The 16,083-nt window shown below is 32.1% G+C and carries 18 protein-coding genes; 6 read left to right on the top strand and 12 right to left on the bottom strand.

What is annotated here, in order from left to right:
* Window positions 1-68: 68 nt before the first annotated feature.
* Window positions 69-1,268 carry an MFS transporter gene (locus tag E0K96_RS10265; RefSeq protein WP_168083008.1) on the top strand — a complete coding sequence of 400 codons (1,200 nt, stop codon included), beginning with the start codon at window positions 69-71 and terminating at the stop codon, window positions 1,266-1,268.
* 21 nt (window positions 1,269-1,289) lie between these two features.
* On the opposite strand, the gene E0K96_RS10260 is transcribed toward E0K96_RS10265, so the two are convergent.
* The 3 genes from E0K96_RS10260 to rbr all read right to left on the bottom strand — a co-directional run bounded on the left by E0K96_RS10260 (window position 1,290) and on the right by rbr (window position 2,719).
* Window positions 1,290-1,442, bottom strand: a complete 153-nt coding sequence (locus tag E0K96_RS10260) for a hypothetical protein (protein WP_168083006.1) — start codon at window positions 1,440-1,442, stop codon at window positions 1,290-1,292.
* Window positions 1,426-1,842 (bottom strand): phosphohydrolase, encoded by a 417-nt coding sequence (locus tag E0K96_RS10255; RefSeq protein ID WP_168083004.1) that lies wholly within the window; start codon window positions 1,840-1,842, stop codon window positions 1,426-1,428. The genes E0K96_RS10260 and E0K96_RS10255 overlap by 17 nt, the downstream gene beginning before the upstream one ends.
* 223 nt (window positions 1,843-2,065) lie before the next feature.
* On the bottom strand, window positions 2,066-2,719 hold the full coding sequence (gene rbr, locus E0K96_RS10250; RefSeq protein WP_087242718.1) for a rubrerythrin: 654 nt from the start codon (window positions 2,717-2,719) through the stop codon (window positions 2,066-2,068).
* A 241-nt stretch (window positions 2,720-2,960) separates the two neighbouring features.
* Here rbr and E0K96_RS10245 point away from each other — a divergent pair, with 241 nt between their 5' ends.
* Genes E0K96_RS10245 through E0K96_RS10235 form a run of 3 tightly spaced genes read left to right on the top strand, consistent with a single transcriptional unit; the run spans window position 2,961 to window position 5,539 of the window.
* Window positions 2,961-3,551, top strand: a complete 591-nt coding sequence (locus E0K96_RS10245; protein WP_168083002.1) for an ECF transporter S component — start codon at window positions 2,961-2,963, stop codon at window positions 3,549-3,551.
* Between the two features lie 9 nt (window positions 3,552-3,560).
* Window positions 3,561-4,754, top strand: a complete 1,194-nt coding sequence (gene coaBC, locus E0K96_RS10240; protein ID WP_168083000.1) for a bifunctional phosphopantothenoylcysteine decarboxylase/phosphopantothenate--cysteine ligase CoaBC — start codon at window positions 3,561-3,563, stop codon at window positions 4,752-4,754.
* Window positions 4,748-5,539, top strand: a complete 792-nt coding sequence (locus tag E0K96_RS10235; protein WP_087297419.1) for a type III pantothenate kinase — start codon at window positions 4,748-4,750, stop codon at window positions 5,537-5,539. The genes coaBC and E0K96_RS10235 overlap by 7 nt, the downstream gene beginning before the upstream one ends.
* Here E0K96_RS10235 and E0K96_RS10230 read toward each other — a convergent pair.
* From E0K96_RS10230 to E0K96_RS10210, 5 genes are read right to left on the bottom strand one after another with little or no spacing between them, the layout of a single operon-like run.
* Window positions 5,534-6,802: a patatin-like phospholipase family protein gene (locus E0K96_RS10230; RefSeq protein WP_168082998.1), complete on the bottom strand. Its 1,269-nt coding sequence runs from the start codon at window positions 6,800-6,802 to the stop codon at window positions 5,534-5,536. The two genes, E0K96_RS10235 and E0K96_RS10230, sit on opposite strands and share 6 nt — an antisense overlap.
* Window positions 6,803-6,804: 2 nt before the next feature.
* Window positions 6,805-8,247 (bottom strand): 4-alpha-glucanotransferase, encoded by a 1,443-nt coding sequence (gene malQ, locus E0K96_RS10225; RefSeq protein WP_168082996.1) that lies wholly within the window; start codon window positions 8,245-8,247, stop codon window positions 6,805-6,807.
* A gap of 10 nt (window positions 8,248-8,257) precedes the next feature.
* Complete coding sequence (locus E0K96_RS10220; RefSeq protein WP_168082994.1) at window positions 8,258-8,899, bottom strand: lactate utilization protein; 642 nt, start codon at window positions 8,897-8,899, stop codon at window positions 8,258-8,260.
* 11 nt (window positions 8,900-8,910) lie between these two features.
* Complete coding sequence (gene feoB / locus E0K96_RS10215; protein WP_168082992.1) at window positions 8,911-10,923, bottom strand: ferrous iron transport protein B; 2,013 nt, start codon at window positions 10,921-10,923, stop codon at window positions 8,911-8,913.
* Entirely contained in the window at window positions 10,913-11,146 is a 234-nt protein-coding gene (locus tag E0K96_RS10210; RefSeq protein WP_087242734.1) for a FeoA family protein, read from the bottom strand. The genes feoB and E0K96_RS10210 overlap by 11 nt, the downstream gene beginning before the upstream one ends.
* Window positions 11,147-11,263: 117 nt before the next feature.
* On the opposite strand from E0K96_RS10210, the gene E0K96_RS10205 reads away from it, so the two are divergent.
* Entirely contained in the window at window positions 11,264-11,785 is a 522-nt protein-coding gene (locus E0K96_RS10205; RefSeq protein ID WP_087303688.1) for a cysteine hydrolase family protein, read from the top strand.
* A 92-nt stretch (window positions 11,786-11,877) separates the two neighbouring features.
* On the opposite strand, the gene E0K96_RS10200 is transcribed toward E0K96_RS10205, so the two are convergent.
* The 4 genes from E0K96_RS10200 to E0K96_RS10185 are packed head-to-tail and all read right to left on the bottom strand — an operon-like array spanning window position 11,878 to window position 14,687.
* Window positions 11,878-12,336, bottom strand: coding sequence for a gamma-glutamylcyclotransferase family protein (locus E0K96_RS10200; protein ID WP_168082990.1), 459 nt, complete (start codon window positions 12,334-12,336; stop codon window positions 11,878-11,880).
* Window positions 12,336-12,977, bottom strand: coding sequence for a pyroglutamyl-peptidase I (pcp, locus tag E0K96_RS10195; RefSeq protein WP_168082988.1), 642 nt, complete (start codon window positions 12,975-12,977; stop codon window positions 12,336-12,338). Before pcp ends, E0K96_RS10200 begins: the two co-directional genes overlap by 1 nt.
* 13 nt (window positions 12,978-12,990) lie before the next feature.
* The gene (locus E0K96_RS10190) at window positions 12,991-14,010 is read right to left on the bottom strand and encodes a DUF979 domain-containing protein (protein ID WP_168082986.1); all 1,020 of its coding nucleotides are present in this window, start codon (window positions 14,008-14,010) and stop codon (window positions 12,991-12,993) included.
* On the bottom strand, window positions 14,010-14,687 hold the full coding sequence (locus E0K96_RS10185; protein ID WP_168082984.1) for a DUF969 domain-containing protein: 678 nt from the start codon (window positions 14,685-14,687) through the stop codon (window positions 14,010-14,012). Before E0K96_RS10185 ends, E0K96_RS10190 begins: the two co-directional genes overlap by 1 nt.
* Window positions 14,688-14,942: 255 nt before the next feature.
* Here E0K96_RS10185 and E0K96_RS10180 point away from each other — a divergent pair, with 255 nt between their 5' ends.
* Window positions 14,943-16,007, top strand: coding sequence for a branched-chain amino acid aminotransferase (locus tag E0K96_RS10180; protein ID WP_087242746.1), 1,065 nt, complete (start codon window positions 14,943-14,945; stop codon window positions 16,005-16,007).
* The last annotated feature ends 76 nt before the right edge of the window (window positions 16,008-16,083 follow it).

Below are 16,083 nucleotides of genomic sequence, written 5' to 3'. Positions count from 1 at the left end.
AAAAAAAACACGTTTCAATACTTTTTTTGTTATGATTGAAAAAAACAAAAGTTATGGAGGGTGAATCAATGAAATCTTTACAAATGAAATATAATGGATTACAAATTCTTTTCTGGTTATCCTATTTAGCTATTTATGGTTATGTGGCTATATTTTTACAATACCGTGGTTTATCCAATACAGATATTGGGATAGTGACAGGTGGTGGAGCTATTTTGTCCATCTTTTTATCTCCATTTATCTCATCCCTTTTATCACGCATCAAAGGTTTATCTATTAACAAACTGATTTTCACCCTATACCTGATCATGATTGTCATCTTTACTGTCTTAACAATCATCTCTTCGCCTATTTTTCTCATTATGATTTTATATGTTTTCCTATTAAGTCTGATTGCTGCAATGGTTCCCCTATTTTCTACAATATGTATGAATTACTTGAAAGATGGTCAATATATCAATTTTGGTTTAGCTAGAGGACTAGGCTCTATCTCTTATGCTGCGGGAGCTATCATTGTTGGTCAGCTGATTGAATTTTTTAATCCAACAGTCATTGCTTTTGTCTACACAATTGCCAGCATCGCTTTATTAATTCTTCTTTATACAATGCCACCCTATCAAATTCAAGAAGAAACAACGACAAAAAAACAGGAAAATATATTCTCTGTTATTAAAAAATATCGTATATTTTTCTTCATTCTCGTAGCTTTTACATTTATGTATGCTGCTTCAACAGCCTTATCAACTTATTTAATTAATATTGTTAAAAATCTTGGTGGAAGCACTTCATTATATGGAATTGCTGTCTTTTGTATGGCTGCCAGTGAAATGCCAATTATGTCCATCACTTATCGTTTATTAAAAAAATACCGTTCTGAAACATTACTTTTAGCGAGTGCTTTCTTCTATGTTTTGCGTAATCTGACAATCTGTTTAGCACCTCATTTGATTGTCTTATTAATAGGTATGATGTTCCAGGGATTATCTTTTGGACTCTTTACTGCAACCATCACTTATTATGTCAATGATCATCTTGATGAAAGTGATCAAATGATGGGACAAACAATGATTGCGATGATGTCAACAGGATTAGGATCATCCATAGGAAATATCTTTGGTGGTATATTACAAGATAGTTTAGGTTTAAATAGTATGCTTATCTTTGTATGTGGATTGACTTTGATTGGATGCTTCATTATGTTTATGACATTGAAAAATAAAGTTGGTTTAGGACATCGTCCTTTAATCAAGTCTACGAAAAACAGCTAATGATTTGGTTTCATGAGCTGTTTATTTTATATTTGATAATCTTTCAAATAATTCTAAGAATTCTTTTTCAACATCTCGATAATGTTTTTCTGTAAAACATGGTTGACTTTTTAATAAACAAGTTGGCTTTGGTTGCTGCTCCATCAATGTATATAGTTCATAAGCATAGTTCATAAGCTAACATATCATCATCTATCCTTTTGATTTTTAAAAGGTCTTCGTCCTTTAATTCTGAAAGTTCATACTTTTCAAAAACAACTTTTATCCATTGACTTTCAATATCCTCATAAAGCTTTAAATGCTGTTTAAGAGGTCTGATAATATCTGATATATAGGCTTCACTGGCATCATGTAATAAACAGGCCAGTGATAGTCGAGAATCACGATATCGAAGAAATGCTTCTTGAGCACAGTTAAGACTATGTTGTGCTACAGAATAAAAAATTTTTAAATGACCACCACCACGACACAATAAGCTTAATGCATGCGCAATGTCTTTGATATCTATATCATCTTTTGTAAATGCAAGAGGATTAATTTTTTTACCTGTATATGTATGCATATATGAATTCATAGAAACACCTCTAAAAAGAATGGCATTTGTCTTCCCTTAACAACAAAATCTTCTTTGAAAAGCAAACCATCATCAAAATAATTGTTGACAAATTGATTTTTTAACATATCACTTTCACCTTCTTTAAAAACCATTGCTTTACGTATCCTATTATATATAACATAGCATGAAGTCGCAATAGAAACAAAAGTGATGAGAAGTTCTCATCACTTACCAGATTAGATTAATAATTTTCAGTCATTCTTTCGAAATATGCTTTTGGATAACCGCATGTTGGACATCTTTCAGGAGCTTCTTCTCCTTCATAAATGAAACCACATTGTCTACATTTCCATCCTTTTGGAGCATCTCCTTTGAATGTTTTTCCTTCTTTATAATTTTTTAATAATCTTAAATAGCGTGCTTCATGTGATCTTTCAACTTTACCGACATTTTCAAACTTAATAGCTAATTCTTCGAAACCTTCTTCTCTTGCTTCTTGAGCCATACGTTTGTACATATCAGTCCATTCTTCATTTTCTCCAGCAGCAGCATCTTCTAAGTTTTGATCAGTTGAACCAATACCATGGAATTCAGCAAACCACATTTTTGCATGTTGTTTTTCCTGGTTAGCTGTTTCTTCAAAAATAGCAGCAATTTGTTCTAAACCTTCTTTTCTTGCCATTTCAGCAAAATAAGTATATTTATTTCTTGCTTGAGATTCACCTGCAAAAGCTTCCATTAAATTCTTTTCAGTTTTTGTTCCAGCATATTTAGATTTTTTTTCTTCTTCAACTTTTTCAAATTGACTTGCTGGAGCTTTACAGATTGGACATTGTTCTGGAGCTGTTTCTCCTTCATGAACATATCCACAAATTTTACAAATCCATTTTGACATTTTCTCTTTCCTCCTTATTCATCTAACTTCATTATACACCTTAAAAATAATAAAGCAAGAACTTTTTAATAATAGTAATTATTATTAATAATATTATACATTGCTTTTAAGAAGATAACCATGTATAATGTGAAATGAAAAAAGAATATCGTCAGTAGTGACTTTTATCAAGCACTAACTTTTCTTTTTTAAACTTATGAAAACGTCGTATTCTATGATAGAAATGACAGTGGAGGTACAAATGAATAAACAAAAAACTAAGAATCTTGCATTCATGTCGCTTTTTATTGCCATTGAAATTTTAATGGTTATGGTTCCTTTTCTAGGTTTTATTCCTATTGGTCCATTACGTGCCACAACTTTGCATATTCCTGTTATTATTGCAGGGATTGTCTTAGGGAAAAATAAAGGTGCTCAAGTTGGTCTGGTTTTTGGCTTATCAAGTCTATTTATAAATACAATTCAGCCAACCATTACATCTTTTGTTTTCTCACCATTTATAAGTGGTTCATTTTGGAGTTTAGTGATTGCGATCATTCCTAGGATCTGTATTGGATATGTTGCTGGAATGATTTATGAAAAATGGAAAAAACATCCTATATTAGCAATGAGTCTAGGTTCTTTTTTAGGTGCAATGACAAATACAATTCTTGTATTGGGTGGTATTTATCTTTTCTTTGGAAATCAATATGCTTCAGCTTTAGGCATGACATTTTCAAAATTGATGCCCTATCTTCTTACGCTCATTGCGACAACTGGTTTGTTAGAAGCTATCGTTGGAACAATTATTTCTGTTATTGTTTCACGTATTTTAATTCAAATTAAGAAATAAGGTGAAAAAATGTCAAAAAAAATAATTATTGGTATTACAGGAAGTATTGCAGCTTTTAAAAGCATACAGCTCATTAGTGATTTAGTGAAACAGGGATATCAGATTGAAGTCATGATGAGCGAAAGTGCTACACGCTTTGTGACTCCTGTCTGTATTCAGTCGCTAACAAAACGTAAAGTCTATGTGGATACATTTGATGATGAAAATCCAGCTATTATTACTCATGTAGACATTGTCAAAGATGCTGACTTATTTATGGTTGTCCCTGCCAGCGCTCATACGATTGCAAAACTGGCATATGGTATGGCTGACAATATGTTAACAAGTGCTTTTTTAGCTGCCACATGTCCAAAACTCATTGCGCCTGCAATGAATGTTCATATGTATGAAAATCCAATCACACAAAAGAACATGCAGTTATTAAAAGAAACAGGTGTTGTTTTTGTAGAACCTATTTCAGGATTATTAGCCTGTGGTGATACAGGAAATGGAAAACTGGCAGATGAAGACACTTTATTAGAAATGATTGATTATATGTTAGCACCAAAAACACTTTCAGGTAAAAACATATTAATCAGTGCTGGACCTACACAGGAAAGTCTGGATCCTGTTCGTTTTATTACCAATCATTCAAGTGGGAAAATGGGCTATGCGCTTGCGAAAGCTGCTTTCCAATTAGGGGCCAATGTCACGCTTGTCAGTGGACCTACGCATCTCAAAAAGCCACATGGAGTCAATGTTATTGATGTGATCAGTGCAAACGATATGTATCATCAAATCATTCAGCGTGTTAAAGAATATGATTATATGATTATGTCTGCTGCCGTGGGTGACTATGCCTGCAATGAAATAGCTGATGAGAAAATCAAAAAGCATACTGATACACTCACATTGGAACTTCATAAAAACAAAGATATATTATTAGAAATTGGGAAAAGACGTTTAGCATCTCAAGTGATCTGTGGTTTTGCGATGGAAACAAGTCATCTTATTGAAAATGCTCAAATGAAGCTACAAAAGAAAAACTGCGATATGATTGTTGCCAATCATTTAAAAACAGATGGCGCAGGTTTTCAGGGAGATACCAATGTCGTCAGTATTTTAACACCACAAGAAATCACAGATTATCAAAAGATGTCTAAACAGGAATTAGCTTACATTATCTTAAATCAAATGAAAAAGCTGGAGGAAGAAAAATGTTAATTGTTATTGATATTGGAAATACAAATATTACAATGGGAATCTATCATCAAGATCAGTTAATTGGAACTTATCGTTTAACAACAAAATTCCAAAGAACATCTGATGAATATGGATTTATGTTATTATCTTTTTTGAGCGCTTCTTCAATATCTGCTGATGATATTCAAGATATTATTATTAGTAGTGTTGTACCAAAAATCAACTATTCATTTACTAACTGTATCAAAAAATATTTACATAAAAATCCTATCTTTATTGGTCCAGGTGTCAAAACTGGTATTGATATTCGTATTGATAATCCTTCAACTTTAGGTGCCGACCGTCTGGTTGACGCTGCTGGTGCTTATTATACTTATGGTGGCCCTTGCCTCGTTATTGATTTTGGGACTGCTACAACTTATGATGTTGTGAGTGAAAAAGGAGAGTTTTTAGGTGGAGCAACTGCTCCAGGAATAGGTATTTGTGCGACTGCATTGTCTTCTCAGGCAGCTAAACTTCCTGAAATTGAAATTCAAAAACCAGAACGAGTGATTGCTAAAAATACTATCAAAAGTATGCAGGCTGGTGTCTTCTTTGGATATATTGGACAAACGGAATATTTGATTAAACAAATCAAAAAAGAATATCAACAAGATATGAAAGTCATTTCAACTGGTGGTTTAGGAAGAATGATTGCTAAAGAAACAGATTTCATTGATATTTATGATGCTGATCTTACATTTAAAGGTCTTAAAATCATTTATGATAAAACAAAAAAGAATTTATATGAAAAACAAGGTTTATAATGAACCTTGTTTTTCTTCTATATATATCATTTTAATCAATTGAGCTATAACATATTGTTTATCAAATAATGTCATCAATCTTTCATTTCCAATTTTATCATGTTCAGGATAAAGCAGAAAATGTAGAATGATGCCTACAATTCCTTTATTATTCATATGTTTAAGAATGTGCAAATCACCATTTAATAAAACAGAAAAATCTTTTTGCAGATATTCTTGAAAATCTTGGAGTAAATCATGAACGAATATGTCAAACTGATAAACATAACTCTCATCACGTCCTAAAATTTCACAGATCCAATCGAGTAAAATATATAAATAATCTTCTTTTTGTAAAGGCTCTTGAAAATGTGCCTCTAGAAACTGCTGATAAAGATGATCTTGACTACTACTTTTTGTATATTGACGTATATATCTTTCTACAGATAAAATATTTTGATAAGTTTTTTCAAATAAGACAGTTTGAAATGGTAAAAATGTATATTTATGACCAACATACTTGTTCATTGCTTTTTGACCCTGCTGATATCCTAAACGTAGTGAACGTTGAATAGATTCTTTAGAAAAATCCATAAATCCACTGAGTTCAACAGTTGGATACGTATAATGAATATGAGGACGATGCAAATAATGGGAATGCTTAACAGGATAACTCATATCAATGACTAATACTTCATCTGCTCCCATAGCTAAAGCTAAATCAATGGGAACATTATCATAATATCCTCCATCAATATACGCCTGATCTTGAAAGCGATGAATAGGAAACAATGGAAAACAAGAGGCACTGGCTAATAAATAATCATAAATATGTTGACGTGGCATTTCTTCTTTTGTTATATACAAGGGTTTGAGTGATGGAAATTGTACTGTACATAATCCAAAATCAATTGATGATTGAAGAAGTTTATCTTCATTTAATAACTGGCGTATCAAATGTTTTAAAGGTGTAATATCAGCACCTTTTTCTTTCATATAATTCTTAAAAAATGAAATAACCAGATGTGATTGATCAAGCATATGATCAAAATCAAAACTCAAATCTGGTAAGCCCCCTTCAAAAACATCTTTTTCTTCAATATTTTCCCATAAATGCAAAAGAACATCTATTTCTTTTTGCGCTAACAAACAAGCATTTAAAGCTCCTATAGATGTTCCCGTTACTATCTGATAATCCATTTGCGCTTCATGAATAGCTTTTATAAACCCAGCTTCATAAGCACCCTTGGCTCCTCCTCCAGCGAAAACAATTGCTTTTTTCAAGATTAATCTCCCCTTTTGCTCTCTTTTATCATATGAGAGAACTGTTCTAAATAGACATCAAATTCCTGAAAATCTGTTAAATGATATTCCCAGTTAGGAGAACCAATTTTCCCTGGTACATTAAAGCGACAAGATGTATCTTTGCCCATCAAATCCCAAAATGGAATAATAACTTCTTTGGCATCTAAATCTAAACAATAATTTAAGATTTTCTGATACATATGTTGTTGTGAATAATCTTGTAATAGTTCTTCTAATTTTTTATATTCATCTTCATCTAAAGTATTGAGCCATCCAACTAAAGTATCATTATCATGTGTTCCACTATAAACAACAACTTTTGAAAAATCAAAATCATAGGCATAATGGAACTGAAAAACATACATACCTTTTAAATAATAATGATCTCTCAACTGATAAACTTCATCTCTTAAATCACCCAAATCTTCAGCTAAAATAGATAAATGATTAATTGATGAATACAGAGTATCAAATAAATCATAACTTGGTCCTTCAACCCACTCCCCGATAACAGCAGTCGGTTCACTCGCTGGAATTTTCCAATACGTATCAAATCCCCTGAAATGATCAATTCTGACACGATCATACATTTGTTGACTCGCTTTCATACGTTCAACCCAAAAGGCATAATGGTGTTGCTTCAAATATTCCCAATTATAAATAGGATTTCCCCAACGTTGTCCAAATTTACTAAAATAATCAGGAGGTACACCTGCTACAAATGAAGGTGTCCCATCTTCTTCTAGTAAAAAGCATTCTCTATTTTGCCAGACATCTGCCGAATCTAATCCTACATAAATAGGCATATCTCCAATAATTTCAATATTTTTTTGGTGCGCATAATCTCTGAGTTGTTGCCACTGTAAGAAAAAGAAATACTGTAAGAAAATTTGATAATCAATATCTTTAGTAAACGGCAATAATGAAAAAGATTGATCATGTTGATAATTTTTATATTCTTCTGGCCATTCAACCCATGAACATTCATGATGATAAGATTTAAAAACTCTAAAAATAGCATAAGAATAAAGCCATGACTTATTTTTTTCAACAAATTCCTGATATTGCTGATCACCGTGAAAACGTGAAAATGCCAAACGATAATATGCTTGTTTTTGTTTTCTTACCTTTGCATAATCTACATATAAACTCTGTTGATTATCAATGTGAACTTCATCAGGATATAATAACCCTGCTTCAATAAAAGCTTCGATATCTAAATAAATTTCATCACCAGCATGACTTGATAAAGGCTGATAGGGAGAATGACCATATCCTAATGGATTTAATGGCAGTATCTGCCAAATTTCAAGATGTGCTGCGGCTATTTTATCAATAAATTGATATGCATTTTGACCAAAATCTCCTACTCCATATGCACTAGGCAATGCTGAAATAGGAAATAATATACCTGTTTTCTTCATAACTTTTCACCTAATAACCTATATTTTCCTCAATAATAATGACATGAATACGATTTTTTTGTCCCTGATAAGCAAGTTTAACGTAACTGCTGCAAATACGTTCGTCACTTAAACAATCCTGACATTGTCCTAACTTTGTACAAGGTGTATGCTTATGCAATCGTAAAGCATTAGCTGGTGCACTATATTGACGTATATGTTCAATCGCTTCCTGTTCATTCGCACAGATTTTATTTATTCCAGCAATAACATAAACATCTTTAGGACCAAAAATCATTGCTGCTACACGATTCCCTGTACCATCTATATTATATAAACATCCATCCATTGTCAAAGCATTAGTTCCTGTAATAAATATATCTGCCAACAAGCCTTCTCTTAAACGTTCTTTCACTTGTTCTTGAGATAATCCCATTTCATAACGATCTATAAACTGTACATCACTTTTCCTTATCAAATCAATGATTCCTAATTGTGATAATGTGACACTTCCTCCTACAGCAACTTTCTTTTGATCCTTTAAAACAGTTCTTAAATATTGTTTTAATTCATTTTCATCCTTCACAATCATACATGACATCTGATTTTTTTCAAAAGCCTTTATTAACTGATTTTCTTTCATACGTAATAATGTTTGATAATTTTCTTCCATTTTTTATCCTCCTATAATAGCAATTGTCCTAACTGATAGATAACAAACGCAACCAGATATGCCATTCCGGTTTGAAACATGACTGTTAAAATTGCCTGAGGCCATGAACGTAATTCACGTTTTGTTGCAGCAAAAGCAGCAACACAAGGCATATATAAAACGGTAAAAACTAAAAATGTAAAAGAACTTAATGGTGTAAAAATGCCAATTAATGCTTGATTTAAAGCTGCTGTTGAAGAAGATTGTGTTAAAACAGTTAAAGTAGAAACAACTGACTCTTTTGCAGTAATACCTGTCATTAAAGCTGTTGAAGCACGCCAATCATTAAAACCAAGTGGTGCAAAAATAGGTGATACAAATGAACCGATTGCAGCTAAAATACTTTGCGAGCTGTCTGTGACAAAATCAAAAGTAAAACTAAAACTTTGTAAAAACCATATCACAATAGAAGCCATAAAAATGATAGTAAAGGCTTTATGGACAAAATCCTTTGCTTTATCTAAAACATTTAAATAAACATTTTTTAAAGTTGGAATACGATAAGCTGGAAGTTCCAAAACAAATGGAACAGGTTCACCAATAAATATCGTATTTTTCAATAATAAAGCAGAAATAATAGCGACTAAAATTCCAATACAGTAAATGCTTATCATGACTATTGCTGCTTTATGAGGAAAGAAAGCCGCAATAATCATTCCATAAATAGGCAGTTTCGCACTACAAGACATAAATGGCGTTAAAATAATTGTCATCTTACGATCTCGATCACTGGATAAGGTACGTGTTGCCATAATAGCTGGAACACTGCATCCAAAACCAATTAACATAGGTACAAAAGAACGTCCTGATAATCCTATTTTTCTCAACGCCTTATCCATGACAAATGCAACACGTGCCATATAACCGCTATCTTCCAGCATTGATAAAAAGAAAAACAAAATCACAATCACTGGTAGAAATGATAATACGCTTCCAACACCTGCCAAAATACCATCTCCAACTAAAGAACGTAACCAAAAAGCAACATCATATTGTTCTAGAAGGCGAATGATCATATTTGAAAATTCTCTAATAATAGAATCCATTAAATCTTGTAATGGTGCTCCAATAAGTGAAAATGTCAAATAAAAGATCAACAACATAATAAGAATAAAAATAGGAATTCCTAAATATTTATGTGTCAATAAACGATCAATTTTCTCAGAACGAATTTGTTCTTTTGTTTCACTTTCTATAAAAACAGTTTGCTTACATACATCTTCAATAAAAGAATAACGCATATCAACAAGTGCTGCCTCACGGTCTGTTCCTGCTTCTTCTTCCATCTTCTGTAAAATATGCTCAATAATATGACGATCTCCCTGATCAATATGCAATTGATCAAACATCTCATCATCACCTTCGATAATCTTTGTCACACAATAACGTAAAGGCAACTGTAAAGATTGTGCACTCTGTTCAACGATATGTGATATAGAATGAATAGCTTTATGCACAACACCATGACAAATATCAATATGTTGTGATGGCTTATCTAAATTATTTTCAATAGCCGTTATAACATCTTCAATACCTTCATTTTTACTTGCTGAAATAGGAACAATATCCATTTCTAAACGATCCTTTAAGCCATCAATATCAATGCTATTACCACTCGTAATCACTTCATCCATCATATTTAAAACCAAAATCATAGGAATATTTAATTCTAATAATTGAGTTGTTAAATAAAGATTTCGTTCCATATTCGTTGCATCAATAATATTAATAATTAAACATGGTTTTTCTTCCAATAAATAACGAATTGAAACGATTTCTTCAGCTGTATAAGGTGATAATGAATAAATACCAGGTAAATCTATTAATTCTAATTCATCTTTATGTTTTTTTATGAATCCTGTTTTTTGTTCAACAGTAACGCCAGGAAAATTCCCAACATGCTGAGAAGAACCAGTCAAAGCATTAAATAATGTTGTCTTCCCACAATTTTGATTACCAATTAAAGCAATTTTTTTACTCATCATCAACCACCCTCACTTCAATCAAGGCAGCATCCTCTTTCCTCAAAGTCAAAACATAGCTTCTTAAATAAACTTCTATTGGATCCCCCATAGGTGCCACTTTCCTGATTTTCACTAATGTATGGGGTGTTAAACCCATTTCTAATAAGCGTCTTCTCAAAAGTCCTTTACCATTAACAGATACAATCTGTACCAATGTTTGAGGACTCATCTGATCTAATGTCATACCCTCACCTCATCTACCTACCCATTATAACGCATTTTTTAAACAATGAAAATATTATCTTTTTCAATATCATTGACATGTTTCAAACAAGCAGTAAAATAATATTGAGGTGAAAACATGAAAAAATTATTAATTGTTGTTGATTTTCAAAATGACTTTGTGACTGGTAGTTTAGGATTTGATGAAGCTCCTCAACTAGAAAATCATATTGTCCATTTAATTCAGACATTCCAACGAAATCAAGATGATATTATCTATACAATGGATACACATCAAACAAATTATCTACAGACTTATGAAGGATTGCATCTTCCTATTGCCCATTGTATAGAAAATACACCAGGATGGCAGTTATATGGAAAAGTGAAAGAATTATTAAGTGATTGTACCTGCTATAAGAAAGAAACATTTCCATCTTTAGAAATGGCTAATGATTTAAAAAATAAAGAATACGAAAGTGTTACTTTAGTTGGACTTGTTTCACATATTTGTGTTTTATCGAATGCAATCATGGTCAAATCAGCTTTACCTGACACTCCCGTACGTGTAGATTTAAAAGGTTGTGCCAGCAGTGATCAAATCACTCATCAAAAAAGTATTGACGTTATGAAGTCTTTACAAATAGAAATAATTGAATAGTAAAAACCACGCCATGAATTGAACTTTTAGAGTTCATTCAAAAGACGTGGTTTTTTACATTTATAATAGACTTGTTTCAATATAAACACTCTTTAATAAAACATATCTTCATCATCAAATAAATTTTGTGAATTTAATTTTTTCTTTTGCATATATTGAACATAATCATGTTCTAGGATATCTTTACCTAAGAGATTGACATTCATAGGATTATCCATATTAAACTCATAAACATATGCTTGATCTTTAACTTTTCCATCATTATCTAAAATATCCATATAAATTTTATTATATTCATTATTCTGGCAATCTTCACCAAAATAACTTTCTAACTCATCAAGATGAGCTAAAGTCTGATCATCAACATCATAAACTTCACCAAAAATCATATCCTGACCTTCACATAAATAAGCAGGATAAATTTTACCAATAATTGTCATTAAACTTCCTTTTATATAACCATGACCACAATATGTTGCTTGATCTTTTAAATAAATGGCATAATTATACATTCCTTGTCTTAAAGTTCCATATACAAATACTTTTGCCATTAATGTGTCGCTCCACCTGTTACTTTTAAATCTTCTTTAGTATCTACAATAGCTTCAATAGCTGCGCATAAACCTTCTACTATAGTTGATAAACTCATGCTTGCAGTGTTTGCTCTTTCAATAACTTGTTCTGGTAAAAATGGAATATGTATAAATCCACTTCTTTTCCCTGGATATTTCGTTTCAATTATGTATCTCACTCCATATAACACATGATTACATACAAATGTCCCTGCCGTATTAGATACTGCAGCTGGTATATTCTTTTCACAAATTCGTGCAACCATGGCCTTTATTGGCAAATTAGAAAAATAAGCTGCAGGTCCATCTTCAAAAACAGGTTCATCAATAATTTGTTGCCCAGCATTATCAGGAATACGGCAATCATCAATATTAATTCCAATTCTTTCAACAGTGATAGCTGTACGTCCTCCAGCCTGACCAATAGATAAAACAACATCTGGATCATATTTAGCAATTGCTTCATCAATGACCTTTAAAGATTGATGACAAATGGTTGGAATTTCTAATTTTATAATCTGAGCTCCTGCAATTTCATCAGGCAATAATTTTACAGATTCAATCGCGGGATTAATTTTATCTCCACCAAATGGGTCAAAACCAGTCACTAAAATTTTCATCTTTTATAACCTCCTAAAATGCTAAGACAAGCATTAATACAATATGAATAACAATCATAATCAAAGCCATTGGAAGCTGTGATTTAATGACAGTCCATTTTTGATCTTTTGTTTCTAAAACAGCACAAGGAACAATATTGAAGTTTGCTGCCATTGGCGTTAATAGTGTACCACAATATCCAGCTGTCATACCTAAAGCAGCTACAATTGATGGATCTCCACCTTGATTAATAACAAATGGAATCCCAATACCAATGGTAATAACGGTAAATGCCGCAAAAGCATTACCCATAATCATTGTAAAGATAACCATACCTAAAACATAAACAATAACACCAATCACAATATTACCAGATGGGATAACACTTGAAATAATGTTTGAAATAACATCTCCAACACCCGCTTCATTGAAAACACTTCCTAAAGCTCCTAATAACTGTGGTAATAAACAAGAAGCTCCTACTTGCATTAATAAACGTGATGTATCACTACGTGTTTCAGATAATTTTGGTTTACAAATGATCATCGCTAAAACAAGTGCTACAAGACATGCAATTCCTGTCATAACGGCACCATCTAATGCAGTTGGATTTCCTGCACTGCTACCAAATGAAAATAATTGTAAAGTAAAGAAATTACTTAATTTCAAGAAAAATGTCTGTGCTGTTTCAGCATTATATTGAATTAAAGATAAAATTAAAGCCATAACCCCAATAGAAACAGCAGGAATAAAGATTTTATTCCCTAATTTTTCACTCGCTTGTTGACGGAATTCATGAGTAGATTCTGTAAATTCACCCATTTTCACCTGATTTGTTGCTGTTAAGCATCCCATAACAACAAGCATTGCACCAATCAAAACATTAGGAAGCAATTTCCCTAACATAAAAATGACACCTAATAAAGCCCAGAATAATGTTGTTCCTACTTTTGCTTCTTTATTACGTGTTGCACGATAAGCAGTATCAAAACTTACAAATGCACATAAAACATAGAAGAACTCAGGAAGATAAATTGTTAAAAAGTCTAACATTATTTATTTCCTCCCTTCTTGATTTTTCTGTCATATAAAAAGACTTGAATAAATGTTAATGCTACAGAAATAACTGCAATATATATAGAAGCCGTTGCAATGGATGCAAGAGTCACTTCTGTAAATCCTGCTTCAGCCATTGTTCCATACATTAAAACAACACCACTGGCAGCTGGGAAACAGTTTTGTGCAAAGAAGTTTCCATAGTTTTCTACTGCAGAAGATAATCCTTTTAATGATTCTTCTTCTTTTTCATCTAACTCTCCACCTTTAACTTTTTCACCTGCTGCTTGAGCCATTGGATAAATTAATGGTCTTACAAACTGTACAACCCCACCGATTCTAATATTTAATGCAGAAGCAATAGTACGAATAACAGAGTAAATAGCTAAAACTTTTCCAGCTGATGCATTTTTTATTTTACCAATTAAATATGCGGCTCTTTCTTTTAAACCATATCTTTCGATAATCGCAATAACTGGGAAAATAATTAAGAAAATTGACATTAAACGATTAGAAACAAAAGAACTTCCTAAGATTTCTAATATTTCAATAAAACTCATTCCAGAGACTAAACCAGTCACAATTCCTGAAATAATAACAGTCGCTAAAACATCTAATTTTAAGGCAAATCCTACAACGATGATAACGATTCCAATCAGTGTTATATACTCCACAAATACACTCCCCTTTCAAAATGTTAACAAAAATATTATATATGAAATATTATATATGATTTTTCTATTTCTTGCAACTCAATGCCCTTTTCACTAAAGTTGTTCATTACTATTTTATACCAATATAACAATTTTTTATAAACAAATTTATGAATTATAGAAAATATAACGTTTTTTCATTATTTCATTTCAAAAAAACATTGTATACAACTTTAAAAAAGAGTATAATTTCTTTAATCAAAAAGGGGGATTTTTATGGAAATAAGAATTGAAAAAGCACAAACTTTAAAAGAAAAACCTAATCAAGATCAGTTAGGTTTTGGAAAATATTTTACTGATCATATGTTCATTATGGATTGGGATAAAGATCAAGGTTGGCATGATGCACGCATTGTCCCTTATGGACCCATTCCAATGGATCCAGCCACAATGGTTTTACACTATGCTCAAGAAACATTTGAAGGATTAAAAGCTTACCGTAATCCAAATGGCGATATTTTACTTTTCAGACCAGAAATGAATGGAAAACGTATGATTAATTCTAACAAACGTCTATGTATGGCTGAACTTCCTGAAGATATGTTTGTAGAAGCGGTTGAAGCCATTGTTAAATTTGAACAAGATTGGATTCCAACAGCACCAGATACATCTTTATATATTCGTCCATTTATGTATGCTTCTCAACCAGGCGTTGGGGTACATCCTGCTGACAGTTATCGTTTCATCATCATTCTTTCACCAGTAGGTGCTTATTATCCTGAAGGTGTAAACCCAGTGAAAATTTGGGTTGAAGATGAATTTGTCAGAGCGGTCAAAGGTGGTACCGGTTTTACAAAATGTGGTGGAAATTATGCTGCCAGCATTGCTGCACAAGTCAAAGCTGAACAAAACGGATATACACAGGTTCTTTGGTTAGATGGTGTTCATAGAAAATATGTTGAAGAAGTTGGAACTATGAATGTCATGTTCCTTATTGGTGATACCGTTGTGACAGCGGCGCTTGAAGGTTCTGTCTTACCTGGTGTGACAAGAGATTCTATTATACATATCTTAAAAGATATGGGATATAAAGTAGAAGAACGTGATTTAAGTATTGATGAGCTCATGGAAGCGGGTCGTACTGGTCAATTAAAAGAAGCATGGGGAACGGGTACAGCAGCTGTTATTTCTCCAATTGGTGAACTTTGTTATAAAGGTGAAAAAATAACGATTCATGACTTTAAAACAGGTCCTCTCACACAAAAACTTTATGACACTCTAACAGGTATTCAATGGGGTCGTCTTGAAGATAAATATCATTGGACAAAAGTTGTTAAATAATGAATATATAGAGATTTGTTTAAACAAACTTTTACATTTTAAAAATGATTTTGCTATAATATCAACGTTATCGAGC

It is taken from the genome of Massilimicrobiota sp. SW1139 (assembly GCF_012027715.1).
GTDB lineage: Bacteria > Bacillota_I > Bacilli_A > Erysipelotrichales > Coprobacillaceae > Allocoprobacillus > Allocoprobacillus merdigallinarum.
The sequence above is the reverse complement of the archived record's forward strand: the minus strand, read 5'-3'. Positions and strand labels throughout refer to the sequence as shown.

Coding starts and splice junctions, on each gene's coding strand:
- feoB (WP_168082992.1), bottom strand. CDS start 10,923: ATGATGAGTAAAAAAATTGCTTTAATTGGTAATCAAAATTGTGGGAAG.
- rbr (WP_087242718.1), bottom strand. CDS start 2,719: ATGTCAAAATGGATTTGTAAAATTTGTGGATATGTTCATGAAGGAGAA.
- pcp (WP_168082988.1), bottom strand. CDS start 12,977: ATGAAAATTTTAGTGACTGGTTTTGACCCATTTGGTGGAGATAAAATT.
- E0K96_RS10235 (WP_087297419.1), top strand. CDS start 4,748: ATGTTAATTGTTATTGATATTGGAAATACAAATATTACAATGGGAATC.
- E0K96_RS10245 (WP_168083002.1), top strand. CDS start 2,961: ATGAATAAACAAAAAACTAAGAATCTTGCATTCATGTCGCTTTTTATT.
- E0K96_RS10220 (WP_168082994.1), bottom strand. CDS start 8,899: ATGGAAGAAAATTATCAAACATTATTACGTATGAAAGAAAATCAGTTA.
- coaBC (WP_168083000.1), top strand. CDS start 3,561: ATGTCAAAAAAAATAATTATTGGTATTACAGGAAGTATTGCAGCTTTT.
- E0K96_RS10260 (WP_168083006.1), bottom strand. CDS start 1,442: ATGAACTATGCTTATGAACTATATACATTGATGGAGCAGCAACCAAAG.
- E0K96_RS10265 (WP_168083008.1), top strand. CDS start 69: ATGAAATCTTTACAAATGAAATATAATGGATTACAAATTCTTTTCTGG.
- E0K96_RS10180 (WP_087242746.1), top strand. CDS start 14,943: ATGGAAATAAGAATTGAAAAAGCACAAACTTTAAAAGAAAAACCTAAT.
- E0K96_RS10210 (WP_087242734.1), bottom strand. CDS start 11,146: ATGACATTAGATCAGATGAGTCCTCAAACATTGGTACAGATTGTATCT.
- E0K96_RS10190 (WP_168082986.1), bottom strand. CDS start 14,010: ATGTTAGACTTTTTAACAATTTATCTTCCTGAGTTCTTCTATGTTTTA.
- E0K96_RS10255 (WP_168083004.1), bottom strand. CDS start 1,842: ATGAATTCATATATGCATACATATACAGGTAAAAAAATTAATCCTCTT.
- E0K96_RS10205 (WP_087303688.1), top strand. CDS start 11,264: ATGAAAAAATTATTAATTGTTGTTGATTTTCAAAATGACTTTGTGACT.
- malQ (WP_168082996.1), bottom strand. CDS start 8,247: ATGAAGAAAACAGGTATATTATTTCCTATTTCAGCATTGCCTAGTGCA.
- E0K96_RS10200 (WP_168082990.1), bottom strand. CDS start 12,336: ATGGCAAAAGTATTTGTATATGGAACTTTAAGACAAGGAATGTATAAT.